The 25,423-nt window shown below is 42.0% G+C and carries 25 protein-coding genes, 1 pseudogene and 1 CRISPR repeat array; of the genes and pseudogenes, 7 read left to right on the top strand and 19 right to left on the bottom strand.

All coding sequences use genetic code 11. From position 1 onward, the window contains the following. Positions 1-26 precede the first annotated feature (26 nt). Positions 27-1,313: a sulfite oxidase gene (locus V7K41_RS20430; protein WP_334851074.1), complete on the top strand. Its 1,287-nt coding sequence runs from the start codon at positions 27-29 to the stop codon at positions 1,311-1,313. A 36-nt stretch (positions 1,314-1,349) separates the two neighbouring features. Further along, complete coding sequence (locus tag V7K41_RS20425; protein WP_334851073.1) at positions 1,350-2,189, top strand: sulfite exporter TauE/SafE family protein; 840 nt, start codon at positions 1,350-1,352, stop codon at positions 2,187-2,189. A gap of 22 nt (positions 2,190-2,211) precedes the next feature. On the opposite strand, the gene V7K41_RS20420 is transcribed toward V7K41_RS20425, so the two are convergent. From V7K41_RS20420 to V7K41_RS20390, 7 genes are all read right to left on the bottom strand, one after another. After that, positions 2,212-3,711 carry an Ig-like domain-containing protein gene (locus V7K41_RS20420; protein ID WP_334851072.1) on the bottom strand — a complete coding sequence of 500 codons (1,500 nt, stop codon included), beginning with the start codon at positions 3,709-3,711 and terminating at the stop codon, positions 2,212-2,214. 45 nt (positions 3,712-3,756) lie between these two features. Continuing rightward, positions 3,757-4,551 (bottom strand): TIGR03943 family putative permease subunit, encoded by a 795-nt coding sequence (locus tag V7K41_RS20415; RefSeq protein WP_442943236.1) that lies wholly within the window; start codon positions 4,549-4,551, stop codon positions 3,757-3,759. A gap of 64 nt (positions 4,552-4,615) precedes the next feature. Continuing rightward, entirely contained in the window at positions 4,616-5,668 is a 1,053-nt protein-coding gene (locus V7K41_RS20410; protein ID WP_334851070.1) for a permease, read from the bottom strand. Positions 5,669-6,153: 485 nt separating this feature from the next. Next, complete coding sequence (locus V7K41_RS20405) at positions 6,154-6,276, bottom strand: hypothetical protein (protein ID WP_334851069.1); 123 nt, start codon at positions 6,274-6,276, stop codon at positions 6,154-6,156. A gap of 74 nt (positions 6,277-6,350) precedes the next feature. After that, positions 6,351-7,358, bottom strand: coding sequence for a WD40 repeat domain-containing protein (locus V7K41_RS20400; RefSeq protein WP_334851190.1), 1,008 nt, complete (start codon positions 7,356-7,358; stop codon positions 6,351-6,353). Between the two features lie 132 nt (positions 7,359-7,490). Next, entirely contained in the window at positions 7,491-7,784 is a 294-nt protein-coding gene (locus V7K41_RS20395; protein WP_104907419.1) for a hypothetical protein, read from the bottom strand. A gap of 367 nt (positions 7,785-8,151) precedes the next feature. After that, positions 8,152-8,322: a hypothetical protein gene (locus V7K41_RS20390; RefSeq protein WP_099099534.1), complete on the bottom strand. Its 171-nt coding sequence runs from the start codon at positions 8,320-8,322 to the stop codon at positions 8,152-8,154. 582 nt (positions 8,323-8,904) lie between these two features. On the opposite strand from V7K41_RS20390, the gene ald reads away from it, so the two are divergent. After that, positions 8,905-9,996: an alanine dehydrogenase gene (ald, locus tag V7K41_RS20385; RefSeq protein WP_334851067.1), complete on the top strand. Its 1,092-nt coding sequence runs from the start codon at positions 8,905-8,907 to the stop codon at positions 9,994-9,996. 299 nt (positions 9,997-10,295) lie between these two features. After that, positions 10,296-12,276: direct repeats of the CRISPR family, unit length 37 nt; unit sequence ATTGCAATTCAATAAAATCCCTATTAGGGATTGAAAC. Positions 12,277-12,352: 76 nt separating this feature from the next. Here the strand turns inward: ald and V7K41_RS20380 are convergent. Both V7K41_RS20380 and dusB read right to left on the bottom strand, forming a co-directional pair. Further along, a complete protein-coding gene (locus V7K41_RS20380) occupies positions 12,353-12,907 on the bottom strand; it encodes a Uma2 family endonuclease (protein ID WP_334851065.1) in 555 nt (184 codons plus the stop codon). A 74-nt stretch (positions 12,908-12,981) separates the two neighbouring features. Continuing rightward, complete coding sequence (dusB, locus tag V7K41_RS20375) at positions 12,982-14,037, bottom strand: tRNA dihydrouridine synthase DusB (protein ID WP_334851064.1); 1,056 nt, start codon at positions 14,035-14,037, stop codon at positions 12,982-12,984. Between the two features lie 93 nt (positions 14,038-14,130). Here dusB and V7K41_RS20370 point away from each other — a divergent pair, with 93 nt between their 5' ends. Further along, a complete protein-coding gene (locus V7K41_RS20370; RefSeq protein WP_334851062.1) occupies positions 14,131-14,259 on the top strand; it encodes a hypothetical protein in 129 nt (42 codons plus the stop codon). Positions 14,260-14,502: 243 nt separating this feature from the next. On the opposite strand, the gene V7K41_RS20365 is transcribed toward V7K41_RS20370, so the two are convergent. The 8 genes from V7K41_RS20365 to V7K41_RS20330 all read right to left on the bottom strand — a co-directional run bounded on the left by V7K41_RS20365 (position 14,503) and on the right by V7K41_RS20330 (position 21,540). Next, on the bottom strand, positions 14,503-15,063 hold the full coding sequence (locus tag V7K41_RS20365; protein ID WP_334851060.1) for a PepSY domain-containing protein: 561 nt from the start codon (positions 15,061-15,063) through the stop codon (positions 14,503-14,505). Further along, on the bottom strand, positions 15,060-15,752 hold the full coding sequence (locus tag V7K41_RS20360) for an O-methyltransferase (RefSeq protein ID WP_334851058.1): 693 nt from the start codon (positions 15,750-15,752) through the stop codon (positions 15,060-15,062). The genes V7K41_RS20365 and V7K41_RS20360 overlap by 4 nt, the downstream gene beginning before the upstream one ends. Positions 15,753-15,782: 30 nt before the next feature. Further along, positions 15,783-16,520 (bottom strand): hypothetical protein, encoded by a 738-nt coding sequence (locus tag V7K41_RS20355; RefSeq protein WP_334851056.1) that lies wholly within the window; start codon positions 16,518-16,520, stop codon positions 15,783-15,785. Between the two features lie 79 nt (positions 16,521-16,599). Beyond that, the gene (locus tag V7K41_RS20350; RefSeq protein ID WP_334851054.1) at positions 16,600-16,731 is read right to left on the bottom strand and encodes a hypothetical protein; all 132 of its coding nucleotides are present in this window, start codon (positions 16,729-16,731) and stop codon (positions 16,600-16,602) included. Positions 16,732-16,811: 80 nt separating this feature from the next. Next, the gene (locus V7K41_RS20345) at positions 16,812-16,937 is read right to left on the bottom strand and encodes a hypothetical protein (RefSeq protein WP_334851052.1); all 126 of its coding nucleotides are present in this window, start codon (positions 16,935-16,937) and stop codon (positions 16,812-16,814) included. A 133-nt stretch (positions 16,938-17,070) separates the two neighbouring features. Further along, the gene (locus V7K41_RS20340; RefSeq protein WP_334851051.1) at positions 17,071-19,782 is read right to left on the bottom strand and encodes a TonB-dependent siderophore receptor; all 2,712 of its coding nucleotides are present in this window, start codon (positions 19,780-19,782) and stop codon (positions 17,071-17,073) included. Positions 19,783-20,092: 310 nt separating this feature from the next. Further along, positions 20,093-20,353 carry a hypothetical protein gene (locus V7K41_RS20335; protein WP_334851049.1) on the bottom strand — a complete coding sequence of 87 codons (261 nt, stop codon included), beginning with the start codon at positions 20,351-20,353 and terminating at the stop codon, positions 20,093-20,095. A 329-nt stretch (positions 20,354-20,682) separates the two neighbouring features. Next, a complete protein-coding gene (locus V7K41_RS20330; RefSeq protein ID WP_334851047.1) occupies positions 20,683-21,540 on the bottom strand; it encodes an acyl-CoA desaturase in 858 nt (285 codons plus the stop codon). Positions 21,541-21,713: 173 nt separating this feature from the next. Between V7K41_RS20330 and V7K41_RS20325 the strand changes: the two genes are divergently transcribed. Next, on the top strand, positions 21,714-22,943 hold the full coding sequence (locus V7K41_RS20325; RefSeq protein ID WP_334851045.1) for a TetR family transcriptional regulator: 1,230 nt from the start codon (positions 21,714-21,716) through the stop codon (positions 22,941-22,943). Between the two features lie 716 nt (positions 22,944-23,659). Here the strand turns inward: V7K41_RS20325 and V7K41_RS32960 are convergent. Next, a pseudogene (locus tag V7K41_RS32960) lies at positions 23,660-23,773 on the bottom strand (ISH3 family transposase); the annotation flags it as partial. A 336-nt stretch (positions 23,774-24,109) separates the two neighbouring features. Here V7K41_RS32960 and V7K41_RS20315 point away from each other — a divergent pair. Together V7K41_RS20315 and V7K41_RS20310 are read left to right on the top strand one after the other, a co-directional pair. Next, positions 24,110-24,511, top strand: a complete 402-nt coding sequence (locus tag V7K41_RS20315) for a hypothetical protein (protein ID WP_334851042.1) — start codon at positions 24,110-24,112, stop codon at positions 24,509-24,511. 387 nt (positions 24,512-24,898) lie between these two features. Continuing rightward, positions 24,899-25,114 carry a type II toxin-antitoxin system RelE/ParE family toxin gene (locus V7K41_RS20310; RefSeq protein WP_334851040.1) on the top strand — a complete coding sequence of 72 codons (216 nt, stop codon included), beginning with the start codon at positions 24,899-24,901 and terminating at the stop codon, positions 25,112-25,114. 68 nt (positions 25,115-25,182) lie between these two features. On the opposite strand, the gene V7K41_RS20305 is transcribed toward V7K41_RS20310, so the two are convergent. Beyond that, a complete protein-coding gene (locus tag V7K41_RS20305) occupies positions 25,183-25,419 on the bottom strand; it encodes a hypothetical protein (RefSeq protein ID WP_334851039.1) in 237 nt (78 codons plus the stop codon). Positions 25,420-25,423: the final 4 nt, after the last annotated feature.

The following is a 25,423-nucleotide window of genomic DNA, read 5'->3' as shown; positions in this document are numbered from 1 at the left end:
ATTACGAATTAAAAGGGGGTAATAGCTTGAGCGATGAAAACCTCTTTGACGAAGAGGATTATTTACAGGCACGGGTTGAACAGTGCATCTGGCAAAAAAGTACAGATACAGGTATTTCGCGCCAGCGCTTTCTGAAAATACTAACTACTATGGTTGGCGCCACAGCCATCGGGGGATTAGCTAAACCTGCGCCTGCTCACAGTCAGATAGCTGTTAAAACTAAAGGCAGCAAAATACTTAAGCCATTGCCACCAGGGTATATTTCTCATAGCAAAGGCACATTAGAGATGAACTGGGAAGCGATGTATGGGCGTGGCTATTTAGTACCAAATGACTGGTTCTATGTTCATAATCGCCATACACCTCCCCCTTTTGACCCGTCTACATGGCGTTTGCAAATTCATGGAACTGGCGTTTCTGCACCTTGCGAGTTTACTTACGATGAAATCATCGCCATGCCATCCATCTCAGTCACTTGTGCCATTGAGTGTGCTGCTAATGGTCGGCGCTTTTTTGAAGAGGCTTACAACACACCACTCCCTGAAACCCGGTGGAGGCTTGGGGCTATTGGTGTGGCTGAGTGGACTGGTGTACCACTTGGTATGTTATTAGAGCGGGCTGGATTGAAATCCACAGCGAAAGACGTACTCGTTGAGGGTGCAGATGTGGATTCGCTAGACTCTAAGGAGACAAATAAATCCAAGTTCAGCAGTGTAGTTCCAATTAGTAAAGCATTAGCAGATAACTCGCTCGTCGTCTATGCCATGAACGGAGAACCATTACCTCCAGATCATGGTCAGCCGTGTCGTGTGTTATTCCCTGGTTGGGGAGGAAACGCCAACGTTAAATGGATTGAGCGGATTGAGGTTTCTGAAACACCGATATATACGCAGTGGGTAACGGAACAGATGGTGCTGGTTGGTGCAGACTACCCAGCGATCGCACCATATAAAGGTAAGCTGATTACCTATCAAAATGTTAAGAGCGCTTTCGAGTTGGCTTGGCCCGCTAAACTTTCGGCTCGAACCCATTTACTACGTGGACGTTCTTGGTCTGGGAAAGGAAAAATTATCCGTGTAGAAGTCAGTCTAGATGGCGGTAAAACTTGGCAATTTGCACGACTGAGAGAACCAAATTTTCCATTTGCGTGGGTACGCTGGGACATTGAATGGAACCCACTTCCTGGGGAATATTTTCTCCAGGCTCGTGCTACTGACAATTTAGGTAATACACAACCGAGTACAGTTCCCTGGAACGATTCTGGATTGCTTTACGGAGGTGTTGTTAGCCATCCGGTGACAGTACAAGGTTAATTACACCCAGTCAGTTCTCTAGAAAAAGAATTATTTATGATCGATTTTAGTTGGTTGATTTTAGTGAGTGGGGGTTTTATATCTGGAGTCATAGCTGGACTTTTAGGAATAGGTGGCGGTATTATCACAATTCCTCTTTTAGTCACACTAGGTTATACTCCCGTTCAGGCGATCGCTACTAGTAGCCTTGCTATTGTGATTACTTCAATTTCTGGAAGTTTGCAAAATTGGTGGATGGGCTACTTTGACTTTAAACGAGTAATTTATTTAGGAATTCCAGCTTTTTTAACTACTGGAATAGGTGTCTATTTCGCCAATAAAATTCCATCTTATATAATACTCTTTACATTTGGCATCATACTACTTGCTAATATCTATCTGATTGAGCTTCGCAAGCAACTGTCCTTCCAAGAAAAAGAAGATATAGCCCCAGTATTCAACCCATTAATTTCTAAAATTGGCACTGGGGGAGCAGCAGGAATTTTAGCAGGTTTATTCGGCTTAGGTGGCGGTACGATTATGGTGCCACTACAAATGTTGCTACTAGGAGAAGAAATTAAAGTAGCAATTCAAACTAGTTTGGGTGTGATTGTCATCACTGCTTTAGCTGCTTGCACAGGACACACATTAGAAGGAAATATTCTGTTTGTTCAAGGTATAGTTTTGGGATGCGGCGGTCTTTTAGGTGTTCAAATGAGTACTCGTACATTGCCAAAACTACCAGATTATACTGTGAGTTTAGGACTTCGTATTTTCTTAGGAATACTATCAATTTATATTTTTTGGGAAGCTTGGACAAATTATCAATTCATAGTTTCAAATCCAATAAGTGAGAAATTGTCAGCTTGGTATCAACAAGATTCCCAACTTCTCTAATAAGTCGGGAATCTAAGCTTTTTCAAGGTAGCCATCGGGGATGAAACCCGGCTAAGGGGAGTTGTTCTGGTCTAATTTCAACAGTCGCAGCATCAGCAATGGGCAACAGAGGCATTAACCACAGGCTACTCGTAGCGATCGTATCTCCGTCATCAGTTTTCAAAGTGTTTGCGGGTAATGATGCTGAAGGATTTGTCTGCGGTACTACTTGGTCAAATAACAAGCCCAAACCGTCAGCAGATAAACTCATTTGCACATTCCGTTGAGCGGGAGGCAGTACTAACAGTGGTTTCTGTTGCCCAGTTTTCAAATCAATTGCCACCACATAGGGCTGTTCTATGTATTGCTCCTTGGATACTAATTGTGTTAGCAAGCAGTAGAGTGTGGGTGAGGCGATGTCAAATTGGCAACTGAGAATTGAACCTGTTGTTTTTAATAGCTGTTTCTGTACACCTTGATTTGTCACCAAAAATAAATCCCGCGTGTAATCTGTATTAAACTTTACCATCGCTGCTTGAGAGCCATCCTTAGAGAAAGCCTGTACCAAACCAAACTGCGGCAGAAAATCTAGGGGTTTACTGGCATCACCTTGCAGTGGTAAAATTGCTGCTCCCTGTCCTTGAGCAACTGCTACGGCTTTACTATCTGGTGTCACCATAAAGTCTCCCCCCGGTTGGCTTTTTAGGCGTTTCGGGGTGGGTTTTTCTGCTGAACCATCACTGGTTGCTGGCATAAACCATAGTCCAAAATCACCAGGATTAGTTTTATTTCCCCGCTGGATGACAATAGTTTGCCCATCAGGTGATAAGTCAAATTTCAGGTTTTGATAATCTTTACTATCTAAAGTCAGGTCAACTTTGCCTTCTGGTTCTGCTTTTTGTCCAGATTTAGCAGAAACGCCTGTTGTCACTGTATACAGTTGGGCTGAAAGTAAGTCTTGATTGTTTGCGGCGCGAGCAGAAAATAAAATTTTCTCCCCATCAGGAAATGACTCAAAGTCGATTACTATCAGGTCTTTGGGAGTCAGTATCCTTTTTTGCTCTTGAGTCAAGTTATAAAGAACTAACCGTCCCTGTTCTTCTTGCTCGGTTCCGATGTAAAGGATAACGCGATCGCGTGTCCGAAAGCTACCTGTAAAGGGCTGTATGACCCGATTTTTGCCTTCTTGCTCCGCAAACTTATCTTTAGCTTTCTGTAACTGCACTTTATAATTTGTGCCATAAGGTGCTGGTGTCACCAGTGTATAAACCATCCGCCGCCCTGCCCAACTGAATTTACCTGCTAGGGGTGGCTCGATTTTCAAGTTATCCTCGACGCTTTTTGCTTCCATTGGGCGGCTGAAGGTGAGGGTAAAGGAATTATCTTCTGCCCCAATTTGTTGATTTTGCCAGGTAAATTCCCGGACACGAGCAGTTACCACATCACCTTGCAAGATGATTAACCCAATTAGCACACTTAGCAGTAGCATCAGCGCGATCGCTATGCGATCCAGTGGTTGGATTAATGCTTTAGATTTTGTCATTTGTCATTTGTCATTTGTCATTTGTTATTAGTCATCAATAAATGACTAATAACTATAAGGATTTTGGGGTTGAGGAATTTTTTTGAGAGAGGTAGCGGCAATAGTAAGTTGGCGTTTACCTGCCAAATTTTCTGTCACCATTTGTCCTTCTACTTCCAGCCAGGTATCAGCTGAGTAAGGCTCTTGATTATTTTGTAGTTTGACGGGCAATCCCACAGGGTAAGCATCTGCTGCACAGCAAGTTAAGACAAATCGTGCTAGAAACAAATATTCTTTTCCTATATCCGGTGGGTGGATGACAAATCCCTGCACCTTGACTTTTTGTCCTGTATATGTATCTGGTTCTGGATAGACATTGACGGTGCGTACCCAATCTACAAGCGATCGCTCCTCTGGACGAACAGTAGCTCGAAAGGCTTGAGGTTTGACACGTGTGCTTCCCAATAAATCAGCCGTCACCCCCCTTTGGAGGGCTTTGTCACTAGCAAAAACTTGCGGTGTAATCATAAAACCTAGAATTGCTGTAGTCAACAACAAAGTACTGCCCCAACCAGGGGGAAATAAACTAATATGCTGGGTGTTTGGCGTCACATCATGGCGACGTCGTTGCCAAAGTTCCTGCATCTTGAACAAACCAATAATAATGAAGCTGATACCAGTCACAATTACTAACCAAAAGTAATTTGGATGAATCAACAAGTTCAACTTATTAGTTAGCCAATATCTCAACATCAAAATGCCCCAAGCAGTAATTGCTAAAGCATCCAGCCAAGGGAGTAACAGATTTGGGATTTTAAATTTGGGATTTTTGTTAGCCATGAGTGATGAGTCATTAGTCATTGGTCATTAGTCATTGGTCATTAAACAAAGGACAAAGGACAGATGACTAATGACAAATAGTTTTTTAAAAGACGTGCAAGTTCAGGAAAAGAGTGAAGAAAAATGTCAATTGCGCTGCTAAAGCAAATAAGTAAAAGATGGTCTTGGGTTTAAAAATAGATAACATCAAACCAACACTTTTGATGTCAATCATTGGCCCAAAGACCAGAAATGCCAACAATGAACCGCTGCTAAAGGTTGAGGCAAAAGATAGGGCGAAGAAAGAATCGACTGTAGAACAAATTGACACCACTACAGCTAATATCAGCATGACCACAATTGAGGTAATGGGCCCAGCACCCAAACTAAGAATTAATTCACGGGGAGCTAGGACTTGAATAGCAGCAGCGATCGCACTTCCTAAAATCATCACTCCGCCTAATTCCCGCAATTCTTGGATGCTATTATCCACAACTAGGCGCAGTTTCGCTGCCAGGGGTTTATCAGCAGTAGAGACTGAGGTAGGCAGTACTAAATTAGGATCTATCCGTAGAGGTATACCTGCTTTTCCTCCTAAGATATAAGTCCCGGATTGCAACAGATTCGGTACTGTTTCTTCCTGTTGTTCTTGGTAGCGCTTACCACGGCGTTTGGTTTCAGGCTGCGCGGGTAGATTAAACTTCATATAACGAGCGATCGCAGGTTGGACTATGGGATTTAAGTCCTTTTGAAAACTAAAAACAAACCCGATAATTGTGGCAATTGTTAGGGAAAATACGACTCGTAAAACCACTATTTCTGGCTGATCTCGAAATGCTGTCCAAGTGGCCCAAATTACAACTGGGTTAATTGTTGGTGCTGCTAACAAAAAACCAATTGCGACTGGTGTGGGTACTCCTTGAATCAGGAATCGCCGCGCTACCGGTACATTCCCGCACTCACACACCGGAAACAAAAAGCCGATCGCGCTGCCAACTAAAGCACCCAACAGCGGATTTTTGGGCATTTTTTCTACTAGTTTGCGCTCATCAACAAAAAACAGCAGCAAACTGGAGAATAAAACCCCAAGAAGCAAAAAAGGCATCGCCTCGACTAGCAGACTTAAAAATAGCGTAAAACCATTGTTCAGTTGATTCATGAGCTCGCAGTCAAAAGCGGTTTTTAGTTTTAGGGTTCTGCCTAGTCATTCTATCGAAATGGGGATCAAAAGCAGTTCGGGAAAATTAAACATTATTTAAGTAGCAAGTTATCCTACTTCAAAATAGCGGTTAAGCGCTACAAACTTTGGCTTAAAACGAGTTCGTGACTTTTAACTGAGTGCATTTACTGACGATGACCATTTTTAAGATTGTCTAAGTTCAGAAATTGTTCCGAGCTAGAGGGCAAGTAACTGCACAGATGATTTGAAATTACCTATGTTTATACTTACAGTAATTTGCTGGATAAGATATTAGTTCGGCTGTATTTTCATCAAGTATTCACAGTTATTCAAAATTTGGGGTAGGCGTAGCCCGTCGTAGACATCGCTATTGGTTGCTACCATGATTAATTTTGACTAGTTATAGCAAAATTTGATCTGAGCTTTGGTTGATTTTCTACTACAAAAACTCTAAAAAGGCAAGATCAAAGTTTAGCAGATACAGGAAATGATTGGGGGAATCTTTCGGCGTTAGCGATCGCCTGACTTTCTACATTAAGTGAAAAGTTGAGCGATGGCGAGTCACTCAGCCTTGAAAGGAGCGTCAAAATGATATCCCCAATTTCTTTTCAGAAGTCGGGGATATAATCTACTCTTTGACGATTATTTTGTCCAATCGCTGTTAATTACGTTTTGTTGGAATGCCCCAAATCTTGATTTGTCGATCGAATCCACCACTGGCAAGAATTTTACCATTTGGACTAAAAGCGATCGCACTTACCCAATCTGTATGTCCATTCAGTGTATTTATTAACTCGCCTGTAGTTAAATCCCACAATTTAATTCCATCTCTACCAGCACTAGCAAGGGTTTGTCCATCGGGATTAAGGGCGATCGCATTTACCCAATTATTATGTCCTGTAAGGGTGCGGACTAATTCTCCAGTATTAATATTCCACAGTTTTATAGTGCGATCGTGGCTAGCACTGACTAATGTTTGTCCATCTGGTGTAAAGATAACACCGCTAACAGCACTAGAATGAGCTACCAATTCACTGATTAATTTACCAGTACTCAAATTCCACAGCTTGATTACACCCTTATTATCACCACTAGCTAAGGTCTGTCCATCAGGACTAATAGCTAGGGTATAAATCAAATTATCAAAGCGTACTATAGTCCCTAGAGGACGCTGCTGTAGCAAATCCCAGAGACGAATCCCATCTAAAGCTCCACTGACAAGAACTTTACTATCAGGAGACACCGCTAAAGATAATACGTTACTGGTATGTCCGACGAAAGAGCGGCTAAATTTTAAATTTTTCAGACTCCAGAGGTTAATCGTATTGTCATCACTACAGCTAGCGAGGGTTTGTCCATCTGGCGAAATCACTAAAGATTCTACGGCTGCTTTGTGTGCTTTGTTAATAGTCGCCAACTTTTTGCCGTTTGCTAAATTCCACAGCCGAATGACACCCTCGTTTTCTGCACCTCCACTCACAAGAATTCTGCTATCTGGAGTGAAAGCGAGGGATTTAATAGTTCCGTTATGTCCTATGAGTGTGTAGAGCAGTTGAGCATTAGCAAAGTTGGTATTAGCTGGGAAGCTTGGCGTTACTTCAATGGCAGCATGAGCTTGATGAATATAAAACCCTTCCCAGGTAATCACTGGAAGGGCCACAGCTGCCATAAATGCCAGGATAATATCCGGGCGCAGAAATTTACCGCCACCTCTTCCCTCACTACTCACTCTTTTTCCTCACTTTTTATATACAAACAAACCACCTAGAATTATGAATTACCAACTCATAACTCAGCACTCTCAAAGAGGTGGTTTTTTCTTAGAAACGCTTAACATTGGTAAAGGCGCACTAGAAGAACGAGAGGGCAAATAATGTTGCACTACAGGCTCCTCTGGTAAAGAACGACGCTGCTGAAAACGCCACAACTTAAAGCCTAGCGCTATCCCTGCCGTTCCCAAACCAAAAGCAAACAACGACCAGCTATCATTCAATCCGCCAATCAGGGCATCCATAACACCCATTGTCATCAATACACTGATTAGTGGCTCTTTTCGGTAGGTTGACTTCAAAAAACGAGGTAATACAGCATTCATCACAGCTTGGTTGGTTCCAGTTCACCTTTTGTGTATATTTACCAAGAATACCTCACCCATAATTTGCCTTTCTCATTCAAGGCAGACACTAAATTTATAATTTTTTTAGTAGGGGGAGGAAATTTACTCATTAATCGCCTTGCATATACTAGTTGCAAGTCTATGATATTTCAATCGCTAATAGGTATTTCGATTCTTCTCTTGCTTACATTCTAGGGCAGTTATTTATGAATTAAGTATAATTAATCTATCTAGGGCGAAGTACTGCGCTATCAATTATTGAAGTCAAAACCAACTGGTTGTTCCAGCTGGTTGAAACTTTTTTAATTACTAGCTTACAACTTCAAGATTGTGCTTCTTGATCGCACTACTTCAGACCAAGCCATGATAGCACCCCTTGATTGGTGACGTATTCAATCACCAGCATCAAACCAAAGCCAATCATTGCAGCTCGACCATTCAAGCGTTCGGCATATTCGTTAAAGCCAAACTTAGGCTCTTCTAGTTTAGGTGTAATTGTTGGTTGTGTTTGTGTCATGTTTTTAAGAAACCTTTTTTGGCAAACGGGACTTGATATCAGACTTCTGGTAGAAGTCAGGGAATGTAGGTATAATCGCTACTTACTTTTCATGGTATCTGGAAAACTTCTCTCTAAATCTCTCTCCTAAAAAGAGAGAGACTTTGAATTTTTACAGATGACGTGAAAAGTCAAGATAGCTTAAAAGCTAATTGCAGTGCTTGAATGCCAAGATGACTTGATAAATTCAGCAAGAGCTTCCCACTAATCCACCACATCAGCTTTGGTGGATGAATAAGTTCGTAGTAAGGACTTTAGTCCTTAGCTTAAAGGCTAAAGCCTCGCTACGAACTCCGCAAAGTTGGCTTAATAAACTACTAGTAGGGAGCTATACAATCGCTTTTTTAATAAATTGTTACTATTCTTTATATATTGTATAAATACTGGGGCAATAGTCAAGGGTAAGAGTTTGGGCTACTCAGATTGAATTGAGAAAGTTAGAACAGAAGTTAGATATCTCTAATCCAGCTATTTCTAATACGGAACTAGCAAGCTTGAAATTGGAAGGCTACAGTTAAACAAAAAAATTATCTGAGGCGATATATGGAAATCGGCGTTCCCAAGGAAAATAAGGATCAAGAGTTTCGGGTAGGGTTAAGTCCTTCTAGCGTGCGGGTGCTGCGAGAAAATGGTCATAGCATCTTCGTCGAGACGCAAGCAGGTAATGGTGCTGGATTCTCCGATGATGACTACAGAAGTGCTGGAGCCGAAATTGTCCCTACATTAGAAACGGCTTGGAATCGGGAATTGGTTGTTAAAGTCAAAGAGCCTTTGACATCTGAGTATAAATTTTTGCAAAAAGGGCAGATATTATTTACTTATTTACATTTAGCAGCCGATCGCAAATTGACAGAGCACTTAATTGATTGTGGCACAACTGCGATCGCTTACGAAACTGTAGAACAACCTGGGGCAAACAGACTACCCTTGCTCACCCCCATGAGCGTGATTGCCGGTCGGCTAGCAGTACAATTTGGGGCCAGATTCTTAGAACGTCAACAAGGTGGTAGAGGTGTGCTTTTGGGTGGTGTCCCTGGAGTCCAACCAGGCAAAGTAGTAATTTTAGGGGGCGGCGTTGTCGGCACAGAAGCAGCTAAAATTGCTGTGGGCATGGGTGCTAGCGTCAAGATTTTAGATGTGAGTGTCGAGCGCTTATCTTATTTAGAAACACTCTTTGGATCTAGAGTGGAATTGCTTTATAGCAACTCTGCTTATATTGAAGCCGCAGTCATTGAAGCCGACTTGCTCATCGGTGCAGTTTTAGTACTGGGACGTAGAGCGCCAATACTAGTATCTCGCGAATTGGTCAAACAAATGCGTCCTGGTTCGGTAATAGTTGATGTAGCCGTTGACCAAGGCGGTTGCATAGAAACCTTACACCCCACATCTCACACAAATCCGGTATACATTGAAGAGGGTGTCGTGCATTATGGCGTTCCTAATATGCCAGGAGCAGTACCTTGGACAGCGACTCAGGCACTTAATAATAGTACATTACCTTATGTTGTCCAGTTGGCGAATTTGGGAATTTTGGCACTGGAAGTTAACCCAGCATTAGCTAAGGGTGTGAATGTGCAGAATCATCGCTTAGTGCATCCTGCTGTACAACAGGTATTTCCTGATTTGGTAAATTAAGGTATTGAGTGTCAGGCGATCGCTTATTTTGATAAAGGTAGCGATCGCCAATCAGACTAATTTTCTTGCCTTATGCGCGGATGGGTAGGTGTACAAAATGAGAAGGGGCAAAAAAGGCTGTACGCTCCATCTCTACAAGACTTTGAGGGCAATGGTACTTTTAAACCATCCGCGCACCCTATGGGGACTGGTTTACAGCCTTTTGCATCTTGTAATATCACTATTCCCTGTGTTATGATTCGTTCATTCGCGCAACTGAACCTTGAAAACCAAATACAGCAGCGCTTTCAGAAGCCAGCATTGCAATTCAATAAAATCCCTATTAGGGATTGAAACAGATAAATATGTCCCTCACGCTCTTTTGCATAAGATTGCAATTCAATAAAATCCCTATTAGGGATTGAAACTGATGGCATCTGCTGCACGAGCCGGAATAAATGGTAATTGCAATTCAATAAAATCCCTATTAGGGATTGAAACATAATAAATACATGAAAGACAAAAACACTACGCTATTGCAATTCAATAAAATCCCTATTAGGGATTGAAACAATGAAATGGAGTATGCCCGCCCCATCCTAGAAATATTGCAATTCAATAAAATCCCTATTAGGGATTGAAACGCCTGTTTTTCATACCCTTTGGTGTCTATCTCTTGGATTGCAATTCAATAAAATCCCTATTAGGGATTGAAACCTGGATTCAAAGCTACCATCACCTCAGACGATCCAAGATTGCAATTCAATAAAATCCCTATTAGGGATTGAAACCCGACTAGTGCGGGAGAGGGGAGAGGAAGACCGCAATTGCAATTCAATAAAATCCCTATTAGGGATTGAAACTTATGGTAGATATTTTCAAAGAGCCATGAATTATATTGCAATTCAATAAAATCCCTATTAGGGATTGAAACGCCCAGCGCGGAGTACTCCGGTTTCGTCGTCTTATTGCAATTCAATAAAATCCCTATTAGGGATTGAAACCCGGCAATTCGCTGTACTCCGGTTAAGGCGGTCGCATTGCAATTCAATAAAATCCCTATTAGGGATTGAAACCAGAAATTGATAATTTTGTACTAATCGAAGATTATTGCAATTCAATAAAATCCCTATTAGGGATTGAAACTGAGTCATTATAGCTTCAGCCAATTAGAACCATCATTGCAATTCAATAAAATCCCTATTAGGGATTGAAACAATATTAGTTAGTTCTAAGTGACTAACAGTTAAAGATTGCAATTCAATAAAATCCCTATTAGGGATTGAAACACGCCATCGCTCAATATTGCTAGGAAAGAGAACGATTGCAATTCAATAAAATCCCTATTAGGGATTGAAACAATACCTCCCCTAGATAACGGAATGTAGTGGTCAATAGATTGCAATTCAATAAAATCCCTATTAGGGATTGAAACATAGATCCAGCTTCATAACTTAGCACTTCTAAACCAGCAGATTGCAATTCAATAAAATCCCTATTAGGGATTGAAACGCGAAAGATCCGATTATCTCGGAAGACAGATCGGTATTGCAATTCAATAAAATCCCTATTAGGGATTGAAACAAACTTCAGAGAATTTAGATAATTTAGATAGACCTTGCAATTCAATAAAATCCCTATTAGGGATTGAAACTACACCGTCTGTTACAGCTAACAATAAGCCTAAAAGTATTGCAATTCAATAAAATCCCTATTAGGGATTGAAACATTTTCAACAAGAACAATAAGAAAATCAAAATACCATTGCAATTCAATAAAATCCCTATTAGGGATTGAAACGATAACAGTAATTCTAAAAGCCCCAAACGCATCATTGCAATTCAATAAAATCCCTATTAGGGATTGAAACAACTAATTATTTTTTATCATCTGTTTTAGGTAGTAAATTGCAATTCAATAAAATCCCTATTAGGGATTGAAACACTGTAAAACTTCGACTTAATTGGGATGAAAAATAATTGCAATTCAATAAAATCCCTATTAGGGATTGAAACATATCCATCTCTAAGTTGCCATTAGGTGTATATTATATTGCAATTCAATAAAATCCCTATTAGGGATTGAAACGCTTCATTTCTAGCAATGCGATTTTGGAATCCAAGATTGCAATTCAATAAAATCCCTATTAGGGATTGAAACACCACAATCAGCTAGTGTAGAGTGCAGTTTGAAATTGCAATTCAATAAAATCCCTATTAGGGATTGAAACATTACCTCGCCAGTGGATAAAGCGGTTTGAGTTTATTGCAATTCAATAAAATCCCTATTAGGGATTGAAACATGACGAAATTGATAATGTACAGAAACTTCAGCTAGATTGCAATTAACTAAAATTTCTATTAGATGGATCGTCTTTTCAACTCAACAATTCGTCTACAGCTACACTAAAACCCAGTAATACTTTTTGAGTGCTAACCACATCACCAGCTTTAAACGTGCAAACCTGATTATCAGTCATGACAAAAACTAACCGACTTTCAGGAAATACTAGCCAAATTTCTTCGCAACCAGAATTCAAATACTCCTGCGCTTTGAGAAATAATTCTTCAGCTAAATCGGTGGGTGAAACTATTTCAGCAATTAGTGGGAAACTCTGTGGTAAAGTGGGAACATTGCCAAATTGAGCTACCAATTCAGGCGTCAGATAAGCCACATCAGGACGCCGACCCTGCTTAGATGTGCGACAAGGAACTTCAGTATAAACTTTCCCACCAAGTTGATTGGAGTTGATGGAACTTCTCCAGTAAAAGCTTAGATTAACTTCAATTTCACTATGTTTTAATGTCATCCCTGTTTTTTCTATCAGTTGCTCATCCACCCACTCCATCCCGTCTGGAGGATTTGCCATAAAGTCTTCTAAAGAGTGGATTTCAAGAAGAGATACAACCTCATTGTGTTTGGAAACTAACATTGCAAGCCTCCACATTGATTAGTTAAATAGACAATGTATACAGTAATAAAGGAAATTTTTGTAATATTCATTTTTCAAAGCATTACCAAACTACCTTGTGCTTCTTCCTCTAGTTCATAACCATTAGCCAATTTTTCAATTGCTCGATCAATCATGGCCAAACCCTGATCTACTTTTTCAACCAAACTTAGCTGTCCTCGGAGTTCGGCAGCACCAACAAAACCTTTAGCATACCAAGTCATGTGCTTACGGGCTTGACGGACACCGCGATCGCCTTTATATTCCCACAAGGCTTGTAAATGATCTCTTGCACATTCCAAACGCCCAATGGGGGTTGGTGGTGGTAATATCTCCCCAGTTTTCAGGAAGCGATCGATTTCTCCCACCAAAAACGGATAACCCAAAGTCCCACGGGAACACATGACGCCATCAGCGCCAGTTTGTTCTAAACATTTCACGGCTGCTTCAACAGAAAAAATATCTCCGTTCGCAATCACTGGGATAGAAAGCACTTCTTTCACACGAGTAATCCATTCCCAGCGGGCATTGCCATTGTATCCTTGGGCACGGGTGCGTCCGTGTACTGTAATCATTTTTGCTCCAGCATCTTCCATCCGTTTGGCAAAGTCGAGAATAGTAATTTCGTTATCATTCCAGCCAATACGGGTTTTTACTGTCACAGGGACATCAACAGCTTTTACCACTTCCCGCACAATTGCCTCTGCTACTTCTGGTTGCCGCAACAACGAAGAACCGCCACCATTTTTAGTGATTTTATTTACCGGACAACCCATATTAATATCAACAGTATCAGCACCTTCTGCAACTGCCTTGATTGCTGCTTCTGCCAGAAAATCTGGACGGCAATCAAATAATTGAACACTAATTGGGCGTTCGTTAGGGTCTACCTCCATGATTTTGGGTAACTGCTTGACATAATGCAACCCCGTAGCATTCACCATTTCGGTATACATCATCGAATCTGGGGCATAGCGGCGCACGAGACGGCGAAACACCATATCTGTCACCCCAGATAGAGGTGACTGGAGAACCCGGCTTTTTACCTCAAATGAGCCAATTTTTAAGGGTTGGGAAAGCCTAGCTTGAAGAGTGGGAGACAGAGAAATCATAGAAAAAATTAAAAATTGTGGGAACCGAAGATAGCTAGGATATTTAGAGATACTGTTTATTTTCGTTGATGTATCTTGACTTAGAGGCGATTTTTGCAGCTTACCAGAGCCTCCACAACGACAACTCAAAAGATACAAGCAGCCCATGTTCGAGATCCTAGCACTACTACAATGGCTGCGATCGCAAATAAACGCTACGACGATGCGCCATTTGAACCATAAGTAGCTGGACAAAAATATTTACAGTTATTGCGAACTAAGTAAAGCAATTACAAGGATTTGGGATTGCTTCGTTTCACTTCGTTACACTCGCAATGACATTGTGTAATTAATTTTCTCCGACTACTTATCATCATGGCAATGCTAGCAATGAACGCGAGTGCGTCTCGTAGAGAAACAATCCACTTGCAGTTTGGAGATTGCTTCACTTCGTTTGCAATGACAACTAATCAGTTGGACATGATATTAAAGGGTTTCCTTTAGGCTTGAATTAATCTCTGAATTTTTCCTGACTAGAAACGGGTAGATGAACAAATAAACACCACTGACTGCCAGTGTTGACATAAAAAACAAAAAGGACATTTCAATCAGATCGTGAATCCAGGGAGCAAACCATCCCAGCAATCCTCGATACTCTAAAAAATCGGTGGAGTTGAAGCCATACTTTACTAATTTGCCGTTATGAGCATCGATATACCACTCAAACAAACGTTTTTGATTTTCAAATCGATAAATGCCTAAAGTTGGTAGATAAGCAATTTCATCAATGTCTTCTAGCGTGTTAATCCCCTCTGGGTGCAGAGAGATGAATGCTTGCGAAGCCTGTTCTAAAGAAAGTAAAGATTTGGTATTTTTTACAACAGTTTGAGTGGGTGGTTTCCCGTCAACTGTAGGTAAGCCAGAACTGAAGGCCAATGGAAGGGCAATTATTTCAATTAGATAAATTGCAATGACCATAGCAAAGTAAAGCCCAACCCATCGGTGAATTGTTCTTGACCATCTTGATAGAAACTGCTTAATTTTCATGATGCCTCCTTAACCTTTATCGAAAATTCTGTTCCTCCCTTCAAATTTAAAGTTGATGACCGATAACCATTAGCAGGGTTCTGCAAAAACTCAACATAAGTTTTGAGGGAGTCCTTAAAGGTATTGACATTATCAGAGATAACGATTCCACCTGGTCGGATCAACGGATCTAGTATTTTTAATACATCCAAGGCTAAGTGCGTCCAGCCATCAATCAATACAAAATCAACTGTTTGATTAAAAGTTTTTAGTGTTTCTAAAGCATCCCCTTCTCGAATATCAACATAGGTTTGTAGTCCGGCTTCGGCAACATTTTTTCTAGCTTGCACGACTTTCTCATGCACAATTTCGGTGCCAATAACAATGCCGCCATCATTGTCCCTCACGGCAGTCGCTAGATATATGGTGGAAATTCCAAATGAAGTGCCAAACTCAACAATAGTTTTGGCATTAATTGCACGGGCTATCAAATACAGGAATTCCCCCTGGTTTGGTTCAATGGGAATGTATTTATCGTTGTAAAATTCAGTTTTTGTCTGATCCCACTGGATACCTTTGCCTAAAAATAACCCAGGAAGCTTGGGCAAATAGTGGAGAATTAATGCACCAAGTTGCTTACTTGCCTCTGTGTGCAGTCGCGCTAAAACAGTTTCAACTCTTGCGTCGTTGAGTACGCTCAGTTTAGACATTTTGCTCATGTTTATCAATAATTTCTCAGATTATTTCAAGGTAAATACTCCGTACTTCTTGAATACTTTACCTGCTTCAAGCTTGTCTATGCCTTCAACGATCGCAATTAAATCACCACTAGCAGTTAAAATGCGAAAGTTTCCTTTTACAGTCTCAAATTTGTATTGTTGTGGTTGCCCTGCCAAGGAAATTCTATCCTGAGACTTGGTAAAATTTTGAATTCGAGCATAATCAGCATCTCTTTTACCCACATAAAACGGTTCAGCTTTGGGGTTAGCAACAGTGATGAAGCTACCCAAGAGAAATTCATTGTTTGAACCTTTGGTTGCAATTAAAGTATCGACCTCACCAACGCCCAAAGTTTTCGGACGTATGGGAAATGGCCCCTTCTTATCTGATACAATTTCAAAGTTGACGCCAGTCAGGTCAGGAGATTGACCAAAGCCAGTCACTGTATCATTGCCACTAGTGCCTGTAAAGTATCCTTCAATCACTTCTCCTTTGGAATTTTTGCCAGACTTTCCTACTTTTTCATAGTGATCTAAGGCAGATTTGAATTTTCCTTCTTGAATCAATTTGACAACATCGGGATTTGCCAGCAGATAAATTTCTGAGTTGAAACCAGCTTTTTCCTGATTGTCTATCTGAGTTGCTGAGATTTCACTTGCAGTAGATTGATTCGCTATCGGTGGTTGAGGTGTTGGTTGACAAGCAACAGCGATCGCACTACTGGTAATTAACAAAGCACTGAATAAAAATGGTTTCATTGTAATTATCTGGTTAATGATTAACAACTAATAGAATGTTTGAGCAGTATTCAATGATGGTGAAGGATTTACATACACATCAGCCTGATAACAGGGGTAAAACTTTGGTTTCAAGAATCAAACCGGCATTGCGAAAGTAGGGCAGTTTGGCAATCCAGGGAATCCATCGCAGGGCATTAAGTCGATGGGGATAACGATAATTTTCCTGCACTAATTAAACCACCTGGGCGATCGCTAATCCCATTCCATCGAGATCGCGTTCATTTTTGACAAACCACTGCATCGGCGCACCTAGTTCTGCCAACCATTTAGCGACTTTGCCTTTACTCGCGCCTCTTGATGTTCATCCACCCGCGCGCGGGTAGTCATTAACATAGTACGCGGAACACCTGTGAGTTTTGTCTTAATTTGAGTCATTTTATGAATTAACCTGACAAAATAGTAGTTATAGTCGATGGTGGACTATCTTGAAACTTCCTCTAACTACCCCCCTTAATCCCCCCGATACATTGGTAGGAAGAAATCTGGCTTTGGCAAGGGTTCGGTGGAGTTAAAACTGCACCGAAACCGAGCCAATCACCGTGAATGGTTCGCCAAAATTGTTGGCTCCGCTTCGCAGATTCCCTACACTTTCGATGTAATTGACATCAGTAAGATTTTTGAAGTTAAGGCCAAATCGCCAATTATTACGCCGATAAAAAACTGCTGCATTGGTAATGAAATAACCATCTGCCTGATAGCTATTAGCTAAATCTCCCTGTCTTTCACCAACATAATTAAATCCAACTCCCAACCCTAAACCCTGCAAATTACCGCGCTGAATTTCATAAGTTGTCCACAAACTGGCACTATTTTCGGGAACACCATATAACCTATTGCCAACCAATTCGGGATTGGTATCAGCAGTGACTTCACCATCAATGTAGGCGTAGGAGGCAATTAGTTTCCATCCCGGCAATATTTCTCCTGCGACATCAAATTCAACCCCACGACTGCGCTGTTCTCCAGATGCGATCGATGCAAGCGGGAAGTTGGGATCGGTAACTGCCACATTTTGTTTGGTAATGTCAAAATATGCCAACGTGGCAAACAGTTTACCGTCTAGAAATTCTGTTTTGACACCAAACTCATAGCCCTTGCCTCGTTGCGGTTCCAGGGGTTCACCCGTTGCTGTATTTGTCGTATTGGGGGTGAAGGATTCTGAGTAACTGGCGTACAAGGATACAGCTTTGCTCGGTTGGTAAAGAATACCCACGCGCGGGGTAAAAGCATCATCATTTTGAGTCGTCTCACCCGGTTGTGTCACCTGCCCCGGCACGTTGACTGTTTTTGATTCTATGGTGTCGTAGCGAATACCTGCTAACAACTTCAAATTCTGAAACAGCGAAATCTGGTCTTGCAGATAGAATCCCCAGCGATTGGATGTTCCATCAGTGCCGCCATAGGGCGGTAATGTATCCTCACTGGGTTTAGCCACCCCGTAAACCGGATTGAAAAGATTCAACGGTTGGGGAGTAAAATCAAACACCGTAAAAAAGTTTGTCGCACTATGAATATAGTCTGCACCGAATAAAAGAGTGTGATTGATAGAACCCGTAGCAAACTCACCCACGACGTTAGCTTGCAGGGTATAGTTCTCATCGTGTCCTTCTTGGGAGGCGAAGAAACGATCAACTGTACCTGTTGCCTCGTCAAAAGAAAGGGGAAGGGCAATAACGTTAAAATCGTAGTCATAGGAGGAATAGCGAAAGGCATTGCGTAATTTCCAATTCCGACTGAAGCGATGTTCCAAGTTATAACCAACATTTAGATATTGATTTGTCACCGCGTCACTAGGTTCGGTGGCAATGCGATCGCGTGGAACATCAGCAATCCTGTTGCCAATAGCTGGGATACCAAAATCAGCAGGGCGATTATTGTGGAGATATTCCAGCGAAATTCCTAAATCGGTGCGATCGTCTATTTTCCAAGCAAGTGTAGGCGCAATAAAGATTCGCTGCTCTTCTTGGTCAAAGTTGCGAAAGCTGTCTAATCTCTGGTACAACCCATTCAGGCGGTAGAGCAGTTTTCCATCGTCGGTTAACGGACCAGAAAAGTCAAAGCGGGGTCGAACCAAACCCTGGCTTCCCACTTGTACTTCTGTTTCATAAAACGGCTGGGACAAGGGCTGCTTAGACACTGCGTTAATCAATCCTCCGGGTTCAATCGCACCATACAAGATGGATGCTGGGCCCTTGAGTACTTCAATCCGCTCCAAGTTCGCTACTTCTAAAGGCGCTTGAACAACGCCATACCGTCTAAATCCATCGCGCAAAATCGGGGCATCAGTAAACCCTCGAATGCTGAAATCTGCACCACTCCTGTTGCTTGCACTTCCCTGGTAAGTGACACCACTGACATTGCGGAGCGCTTCTTCTGTGCGTGTGACTTGCTGATCTCGAATTATCTCTTGAGGAACTACCTGAATTGAGAATGGAATGTCCCGGATCGGGGTATCAGTTCCAGTCGCAGTGGAGGCATTTGGTACACGATACCCGTCTTGCTCCCCCGTCACCACCAATTCAATCGGTTCATCAGTTTGTGAGTCAAGTGGTTGCTCTGGCTTGGTTTGAGTTCCCGGCTGTTGTTGTGCTGGCGGTTGCTGTGGCGTCTGTGCTGAAGATGTAACTGGTGTCAACCCGAAGATCAGACCTTCATCGCTATCAAACAACTCAACAGTAGGTAAACCAGTCTCACCCGTTACCGTTACTCGGATAGTATTGGCATCCAGATTGATTACCGTTATCTCACTAAGACCAGCAATTGGTTTATCCGAACGGAATGTGAATGCTTCGCCCGACGGTAGGCGCAGTTGAGCATTGGGAATGTCAGTGATAAAACTATTGTCAGCACTGCGATTCAGTAGTTGTAATTGTTGCCCAATGGAAGTCTGTAAAATAATTTCCACACCCTTGGAAGTAGGATTTGCCTTGACTCCTGTCACTTGCACTACTTCAGGAGTTGGCACTGTTTCCGGTGTTGGCGACTGCACTAGCACTTTAGCGCTGGTGTGAGTCAGTTCTACTTCCCCTAGTCGTGGAATTTCTCTAATCGTCCTGGAATTGAGTAGTACTTTAGCGTTGCCGTTTCGGGTTGCCGCAGGCATCGCAGATTCATTTTGTATCTGTTGAGAGGATACTTGTTGAGCAGTTGCACTTCTGGCAACGCAAAACCAAATAGAGCTTGTGACCAAAAGAATCTTTAATATTTGCTTCAATACCATTTGCCACCCCTACACCTACTCTCTACTTGGTATTACTCTCAATAAAACAACAAATAGCTGCTGCTTGCTGAGATTAATAATCAACTACTTCAGAATAAACATTACAGGAAATGACTAAATAATTGCAAATGCTTGTCAGAATTTATTTACAAATAGAGATGACAGACAGCAGGATTTTGCTTTTATAACTGTGATTTCAGTTACATTTTTGTTTAAGTTAATTGAAATCTATCTTAAAAGTTAGGACTGACGCACACTCTACGATTCTCTGCGTTGGCGGAGCCTTTCGCACAGAAGACGGTTCGATAAATTAAGCTTTTGGCAATTTTTGTGTAAAACTATTAATAAGATTTATTTTCAATTCGCTAAATCTATAAAAGCTAATTCCGATAACAACACGGGCAACAAGCAAACTCCTGCCGCCCTCAAACCCCCTTAGAGGTACAACACCATCAGCACATTCGCCACCACTGGTATCTGTCTGTCGCCCTAACAACTGCATTGCCTTAGTCACTCCCGCCGTGCCGTAGCTGCTGCAACTTCGTGTAATCCGGTGGGGCATTCGTTGCAACGAACTAGTAAGTTTTCAGCTTCCTGAACTCGCTCTGGATCTTTTTCAAGAAAAAAGCAATAAAAATACTGTCAGTTTTCACGCATAATGTATTGCTGAGATTTGCCCGTTGGGATTTTAGGGATTTCCAAGAAATAAATTATCCCAAAAAACGAACCACAGAGACGCAGAGAACACAGAGAGAGGAGAGATTAAGAGGATTTTTGCGTCAGTTTTGGAATATTTTTTTATTTGGAAGTCCCTTACCGTGAAATACTACTGATAAAAATTAGTAAGCCGACGGCAGATCAGCAGTCGGCATGGCAAATTTATAATGATTCAGTTGCAATTTAGCCGTGAGTTGCACTTTGAGGAGGACGCGAGACAACTTTTTTGGCCAAACCCAAAGTCTGCAAAACTAGGATGCTCCACCAAGTAACATCAATTTCCCACCAAGACAACCCAGATTTCGCCATGTGGGGATAAGTATGATGGTTGTTGTGCCATCCTTCTCCGTATGTGACAAGGGATACCCACCAAAGATTACGAGCGCCATCATTAGCATCAAAGGTGCGATAACCCCACAGGTGTGATGCTGAGTTCACAAACCAGGTTGAGTGCCAAAGCAAGACACATCTGAGAAACACTCCGTAGAATACAAAAGACCATCCTCCTAAAGCATAAAGCAGCAGTCCGAAGGGTATTTGCAATAGCAAGAAGTAGCGATCTAGCCAGCAATAAAAGGGTTGTCTGGCTAAATCAGGGGCATATTTTTTATAGGTTTCATAATCAAAAAATTCTGGACGTGGGTAGAAAATCCACAATATATGGCTCCACCAAAATCCTCTTTGAGCAGAATAGGGGTCTAAATTGATATCTTCTGTGTGGGCGTGATGCTGGCGGTGTCCACCTACCCAAAAAATTGGCCCACCTTGCAAAGCCAGCGCTCCAATGAGGGCGATCGCATACTCTAACCACTTAGGAACCTGGAAACTTTTATGGCTCAGTAGTCGGTGATATCCCAGGCAAATACCAATACTCCCGAATAACCAGTGGAGAAACACTAGCAAACCTAATGCTGGCCAGGAGAAAAACCAAGGAGCCAGAAGTGCTAAAGCATGAAATGCAGCAAAAAATACTACATTTGTCCAACTGAGTTGAGGTGAGTTGCCTCTCTCAGGGGCGATCGCCCCAAAATTTGCGGTCATAAAAATTCCTGTTGATGGATGATGAAGCAATTTGCCTTTTCTCGGATGCCATCCCACAAGGGATTTACCCGCACTGTATATTAGTTCGTTACAGTAGAGTAAAGCAAGTATCACTTACATTTGTTATGCTAGCAGAACTCTGATATCCCTGCAAGTGCCACTTGCATTTTTCTATGTCGTCTCACCTCATTTCCACTCGCCAACGCCTGATTCAAGCTGCACTTGAGTTGTTTTCTGCTCAGGGAGTTAGCGCTACCACAACCCGCCAAATTGCTGAAAAAGCTGAAGTCAACGAAGTGACTCTATTTCGGAATTTTGGCAATAAGCATGGACTGCTTTTAGCTGTGCTGGAAGAGTCCGCAGCCTTCAAGGATTTAGGTGAGTCGCTGGTGCGGCGGGCAACGCCTCCTGGTAATGTCTACCAAGCTCTAAAAGATTATGCAAGTGATAGCTTGCACGCATTAGAACGAGTGCCAGAGTTTGTTCGGTCTGTGGTAGGTGAAGCCGACCAATTTCCGGCAGAAAATCGCCGCGCACTAGGCAGGGGAGTAACAGAGGCAAACCGCTATGTAGCTCAGTATTTAGCTACTGTAATCCAGCAAGGACACCTAAATACCTATTTACCAGCAGAAAAATTAGCCAGTTTGCTGAATGGGATGATTTTGGGATATGCCGTAATTGAGTTTACCAGCGAATTTCACGAACTTTGGGAGGATCGGGATGATTTTCTGGAGAATTTGGTGGAGTTATTTTTACACGGAGCCATGTCTTCCTCAGCGGAATCAACAACCAACTCCTTACAAGGAAGCTTAATTACCACAGAAGTAGCTGACTTACCTGCTAGTTTAGTTCACGAAATTCTGCAACAAGCCAGGAAATGGGGAGTACGAGATTATGCTTTGGCTTATGTGTTATTTGGGGCTGGATTATCTGCCACAGAAATAATTAGCTTGGAGCGATCGCACCAAATCTACGATACTCAAGGGCACTTCCTACAAATCACAATCCCCGGATTTGTGCGTCAAGTACCTGTGAATCAGTGGATTTTGGGCAAACGCTACGGTTCTTTTACCAATAATCCCTTAATCAAATGGCTGAAAAATCGTAAAGATACTCAAACAGCGATGTTTCTAAATGAAACAGGCACACCCATGTCAGAATCAGAGCTTGAGGCACGTTGGCAAGTATGGAGTGAAAGGCTATTAACTCCCCAAGGACAAACACCAGCGATCGCCCAAGCACAACAAACTTGGCGCGTAGAAATGTTAATGCGAGGGATTACCTTAGAAAACCTGAGTATTTTAACAGGTTGCGATCGCACCCAATTACAACCCTATGTCCGCCGAGCCAAAGAAAAATCCGCCCTAGAGCAAGCCACCCGTCTGGATCATAAACCGGGATAAAGGAGTAGGGATGAGGGAGTTAACAATTCAAAATTCAAAATTCAAAATTCAAAATTCAAAATTTAAGACAGTTTCAGACGAAGAGGAGTGCGGTCTTGGGGTCTCCCCAAGAGGAGCAACTCCGGGGGATTTAAGCCCCGACTGAAACAAAGCGGAGTCGGAGCCACTCCGCCTCCGAGCTACGTGTAGACGTAGGGGTCTTAAACCCTTTATTTGCGATAAGGAGAATAACGGGATTTAAACAAAACTGAAGAATAAAAGCTAACCGAGTCTACGGTGAGGGATGATCGTACCATCTTTATAGCAATATTGTGATAAAGTCAGTGTGGATTACAATGGGCGAAAACTGTGCCCAAAACAAGAGTTATTTTTTATCAAGATCAAGATGGTGCGGCTCCAGTTCTGGAATGGCTTAACCCTCTTTAATCACTATCGGTAGAGAAAAATCTAAAACCCTTATTTTTCATGACTTTTATCAATTTCAGTAGACCGAAAACTTTTGCGATCACTAAAAAATAGTAGTCTGTGATACCGTTTTTGGAGAAAAGTGGAAAAGCTGAAAGACTTGGATAAATTATAAGTTTAGCTTATTGATAAGCTCCAAAAACCAACCAACATCAGCCAGACGGTAAATAAAGTTCGCAGACTACTCCATAGTTGCGGTCTACTGCTTGGCGTAAAAATTCAAGCATCTGTTTGAGAGTAAATAGGTGAGAAATATTTTTTTGTTCACACTTACCTTGAGTCGGAATTGGAAGATTCTCCGTTAAACAGTTAACCACTTCATTCAAGGTTTTACTATCAGTTAGAACTGGGGTAGTTGCAGTCATAGCTAAACCAGATATTTCTCTAGCTCAATTTTCCCGCAACTCCTTGACAAAATTCCTAAAATAGCAGCAAAACATGCTTATGGTGCGAAGTTTGCTCTGATCTCTTGGCTGAATTATTAGCTTTACTTATGTTTTCACTCCAAAGTGAGAGCGGAAGTGCTGGTATCTAAAAGCACGAGCTTTTCGCAATAATCCACTGGAGCAGGTATTCCTGACAAAGCGATCACAAAAGTTTTCGGTCTACTGACATTGTTCAAGTCGCGTTATAGATTGATCTTTCCGTCTGTAATCGCGGAAAATGCGCTGATTGAACTCTATTTGCCTCGTTAAGACTTTATGGCTATTAACAGAACTGTTTTAGGCTTTGGTGCAGGAATCCTGGCATTTTCCGTACTGTCAGCCATGTTCCTACCACGTGTCCTTCGGCAACACGGTTATGCCTTGCCCGGACGAAACGGCATTCCTTGTACAATTCCATACGGTCAGCGTAGCTACGTCGGGCCTCTGGAGTGCGATCGGGATTATATGTATGAAAAAACTCTAAATTGCAGGTCACAAACAGATTTAATCAATAAAGGATGGTGGCCACTTGAACGGGTTGGGTCTATTCCTACACTGCTGGGTGCGTCGCGTCTGCTGTTGGTAGAAAGCCGTCTAAAACAAGACACACCAACAGCGGTATTTATGCTCGTTGAGCCAGGATGTTATGTGCCTTATTCACTCTTAGGTGGGCCATAGGAAGGAAACTAAACAATCAACACCGTGCTTCAGCGAAGTTTTATGGTGTTGACTGTCGCCTATCTCCTATTTCTTTCCAACAACTGTCTGAGGTTTCAAGCTTGAGAAAGTATCGTTAATGTGCCAAGCGTAGAAACTAGCGCCAGGACTCGTTGCAACAATATCCGAGAGCGGTCGGTCGAGTGTGTCGTTAGTGTGATACGACAGGTATACCGTGCCGTCGTTATGTTTTGTTGACACAATCATACTGTATTTAGACGTAGGTTGGGTTGAGGAACGAAACCCAACACCCAAAGACCTTAGAAAAGTTGGGTTTCACTTTGTTCAACCCAACCTACATTTATTTTTCTTTCCCCAAAGTGATAGAAGAGGGTTAAGACTCTCCTGATGCAAGATCGCAAAGGCTATGCCAACTGTGTTGCTCGAATTCAACAACTGGCAAGTACTGGTTACGAGTTGCGACGACCTGCGGCAGATTACCTGCGTGACGGAATTTATGAATTACGGGCAAAGCATATCCGGGTGCAGTATCGCATTTTGTACTTCTTTTCTGGGCAGAATGTAGCAATTTTGGCTCATGCCATCACAAAAGATGAGGATTAAGTCCCTCCGCCAGGGGCGAACTGAAATAATTAGCTTGGAGCGATCGTCAGCATGATGCAGTTAAACGATTAAGGTAAAACAACAGAGGTTTCTTTACCATTGTTGTTTGCATTATTCAAGATTGTAGCTGTACTCTCAGATGGGGATTGGGTGTTGCTCGAACGGCGTGATAATTTCTTACGTGACTTGCCTCCCGCCTGGATATATTGCAAACTGTCTTTGCCATAATGGGTTGCCACACTCATTAACATCTTTTCAGAATAGCCGCGCAATTCTTTTTCAATTAGAGAGAGGCGACCTGCCATTTCA

It is taken from the genome of Nostoc sp., assembly GCF_036917415.1.
Classification (GTDB): domain Bacteria; phylum Cyanobacteriota; class Cyanobacteriia; order Cyanobacteriales; family Nostocaceae; genus Nostoc.
This window is presented reverse-complemented; position numbering and strand designations above follow the sequence as displayed.

What these genes read in the sequence shown, in the direction of transcription:
- V7K41_RS20425 (WP_334851073.1), top strand. Translation starts at nt 1,350, where the DNA reads ATGATCGATTTTAGTTGGTTGATTTTAGTGAGTGGGGGTTTTATATCT.
- V7K41_RS20420 (WP_334851072.1), bottom strand. Translation starts at nt 3,711, where the DNA reads ATGACAAAATCTAAAGCATTAATCCAACCACTGGATCGCATAGCGATC.
- V7K41_RS20415 (WP_442943236.1), bottom strand. Translation starts at nt 4,551, where the DNA reads ATGACTAATGACTCATCACTCATGGCTAACAAAAATCCCAAATTTAAA.
- V7K41_RS20410 (WP_334851070.1), bottom strand. Translation starts at nt 5,668, where the DNA reads ATGAATCAACTGAACAATGGTTTTACGCTATTTTTAAGTCTGCTAGTC.
- V7K41_RS20400 (WP_334851190.1), bottom strand. Translation starts at nt 7,358, where the DNA reads ATGGCAGCTGTGGCCCTTCCAGTGATTACCTGGGAAGGGTTTTATATT.
- V7K41_RS20395 (WP_104907419.1), bottom strand. Translation starts at nt 7,784, where the DNA reads ATGAATGCTGTATTACCTCGTTTTTTGAAGTCAACCTACCGAAAAGAG.
- V7K41_RS20390 (WP_099099534.1), bottom strand. Translation starts at nt 8,322, where the DNA reads ATGACACAAACACAACCAACAATTACACCTAAACTAGAAGAGCCTAAG.
- ald (WP_334851067.1), top strand. Translation starts at nt 8,905, where the DNA reads ATGGAAATCGGCGTTCCCAAGGAAAATAAGGATCAAGAGTTTCGGGTA.
- V7K41_RS20380 (WP_334851065.1), bottom strand. Translation starts at nt 12,907, where the DNA reads ATGTTAGTTTCCAAACACAATGAGGTTGTATCTCTTCTTGAAATCCAC.
- dusB (WP_334851064.1), bottom strand. Translation starts at nt 14,037, where the DNA reads ATGATTTCTCTGTCTCCCACTCTTCAAGCTAGGCTTTCCCAACCCTTA.
- V7K41_RS20365 (WP_334851060.1), bottom strand. Translation starts at nt 15,063, where the DNA reads ATGAAAATTAAGCAGTTTCTATCAAGATGGTCAAGAACAATTCACCGA.
- V7K41_RS20360 (WP_334851058.1), bottom strand. Translation starts at nt 15,752, where the DNA reads ATGTCTAAACTGAGCGTACTCAACGACGCAAGAGTTGAAACTGTTTTA.
- V7K41_RS20355 (WP_334851056.1), bottom strand. Translation starts at nt 16,520, where the DNA reads ATGAAACCATTTTTATTCAGTGCTTTGTTAATTACCAGTAGTGCGATC.
- V7K41_RS20345 (WP_334851052.1), bottom strand. Translation starts at nt 16,937, where the DNA reads ATGACTCAAATTAAGACAAAACTCACAGGTGTTCCGCGTACTATGTTA.
- V7K41_RS20340 (WP_334851051.1), bottom strand. Translation starts at nt 19,782, where the DNA reads ATGGTATTGAAGCAAATATTAAAGATTCTTTTGGTCACAAGCTCTATT.
- V7K41_RS20330 (WP_334851047.1), bottom strand. Translation starts at nt 21,540, where the DNA reads ATGACCGCAAATTTTGGGGCGATCGCCCCTGAGAGAGGCAACTCACCT.
- V7K41_RS20325 (WP_334851045.1), top strand. Translation starts at nt 21,714, where the DNA reads ATGTCGTCTCACCTCATTTCCACTCGCCAACGCCTGATTCAAGCTGCA.
- V7K41_RS20315 (WP_334851042.1), top strand. Translation starts at nt 24,110, where the DNA reads ATGGCTATTAACAGAACTGTTTTAGGCTTTGGTGCAGGAATCCTGGCA.
- V7K41_RS20310 (WP_334851040.1), top strand. Translation starts at nt 24,899, where the DNA reads ATGCAAGATCGCAAAGGCTATGCCAACTGTGTTGCTCGAATTCAACAA.
- V7K41_RS20305 (WP_334851039.1), bottom strand. Translation starts at nt 25,419, where the DNA reads ATGGCAGGTCGCCTCTCTCTAATTGAAAAAGAATTGCGCGGCTATTCT.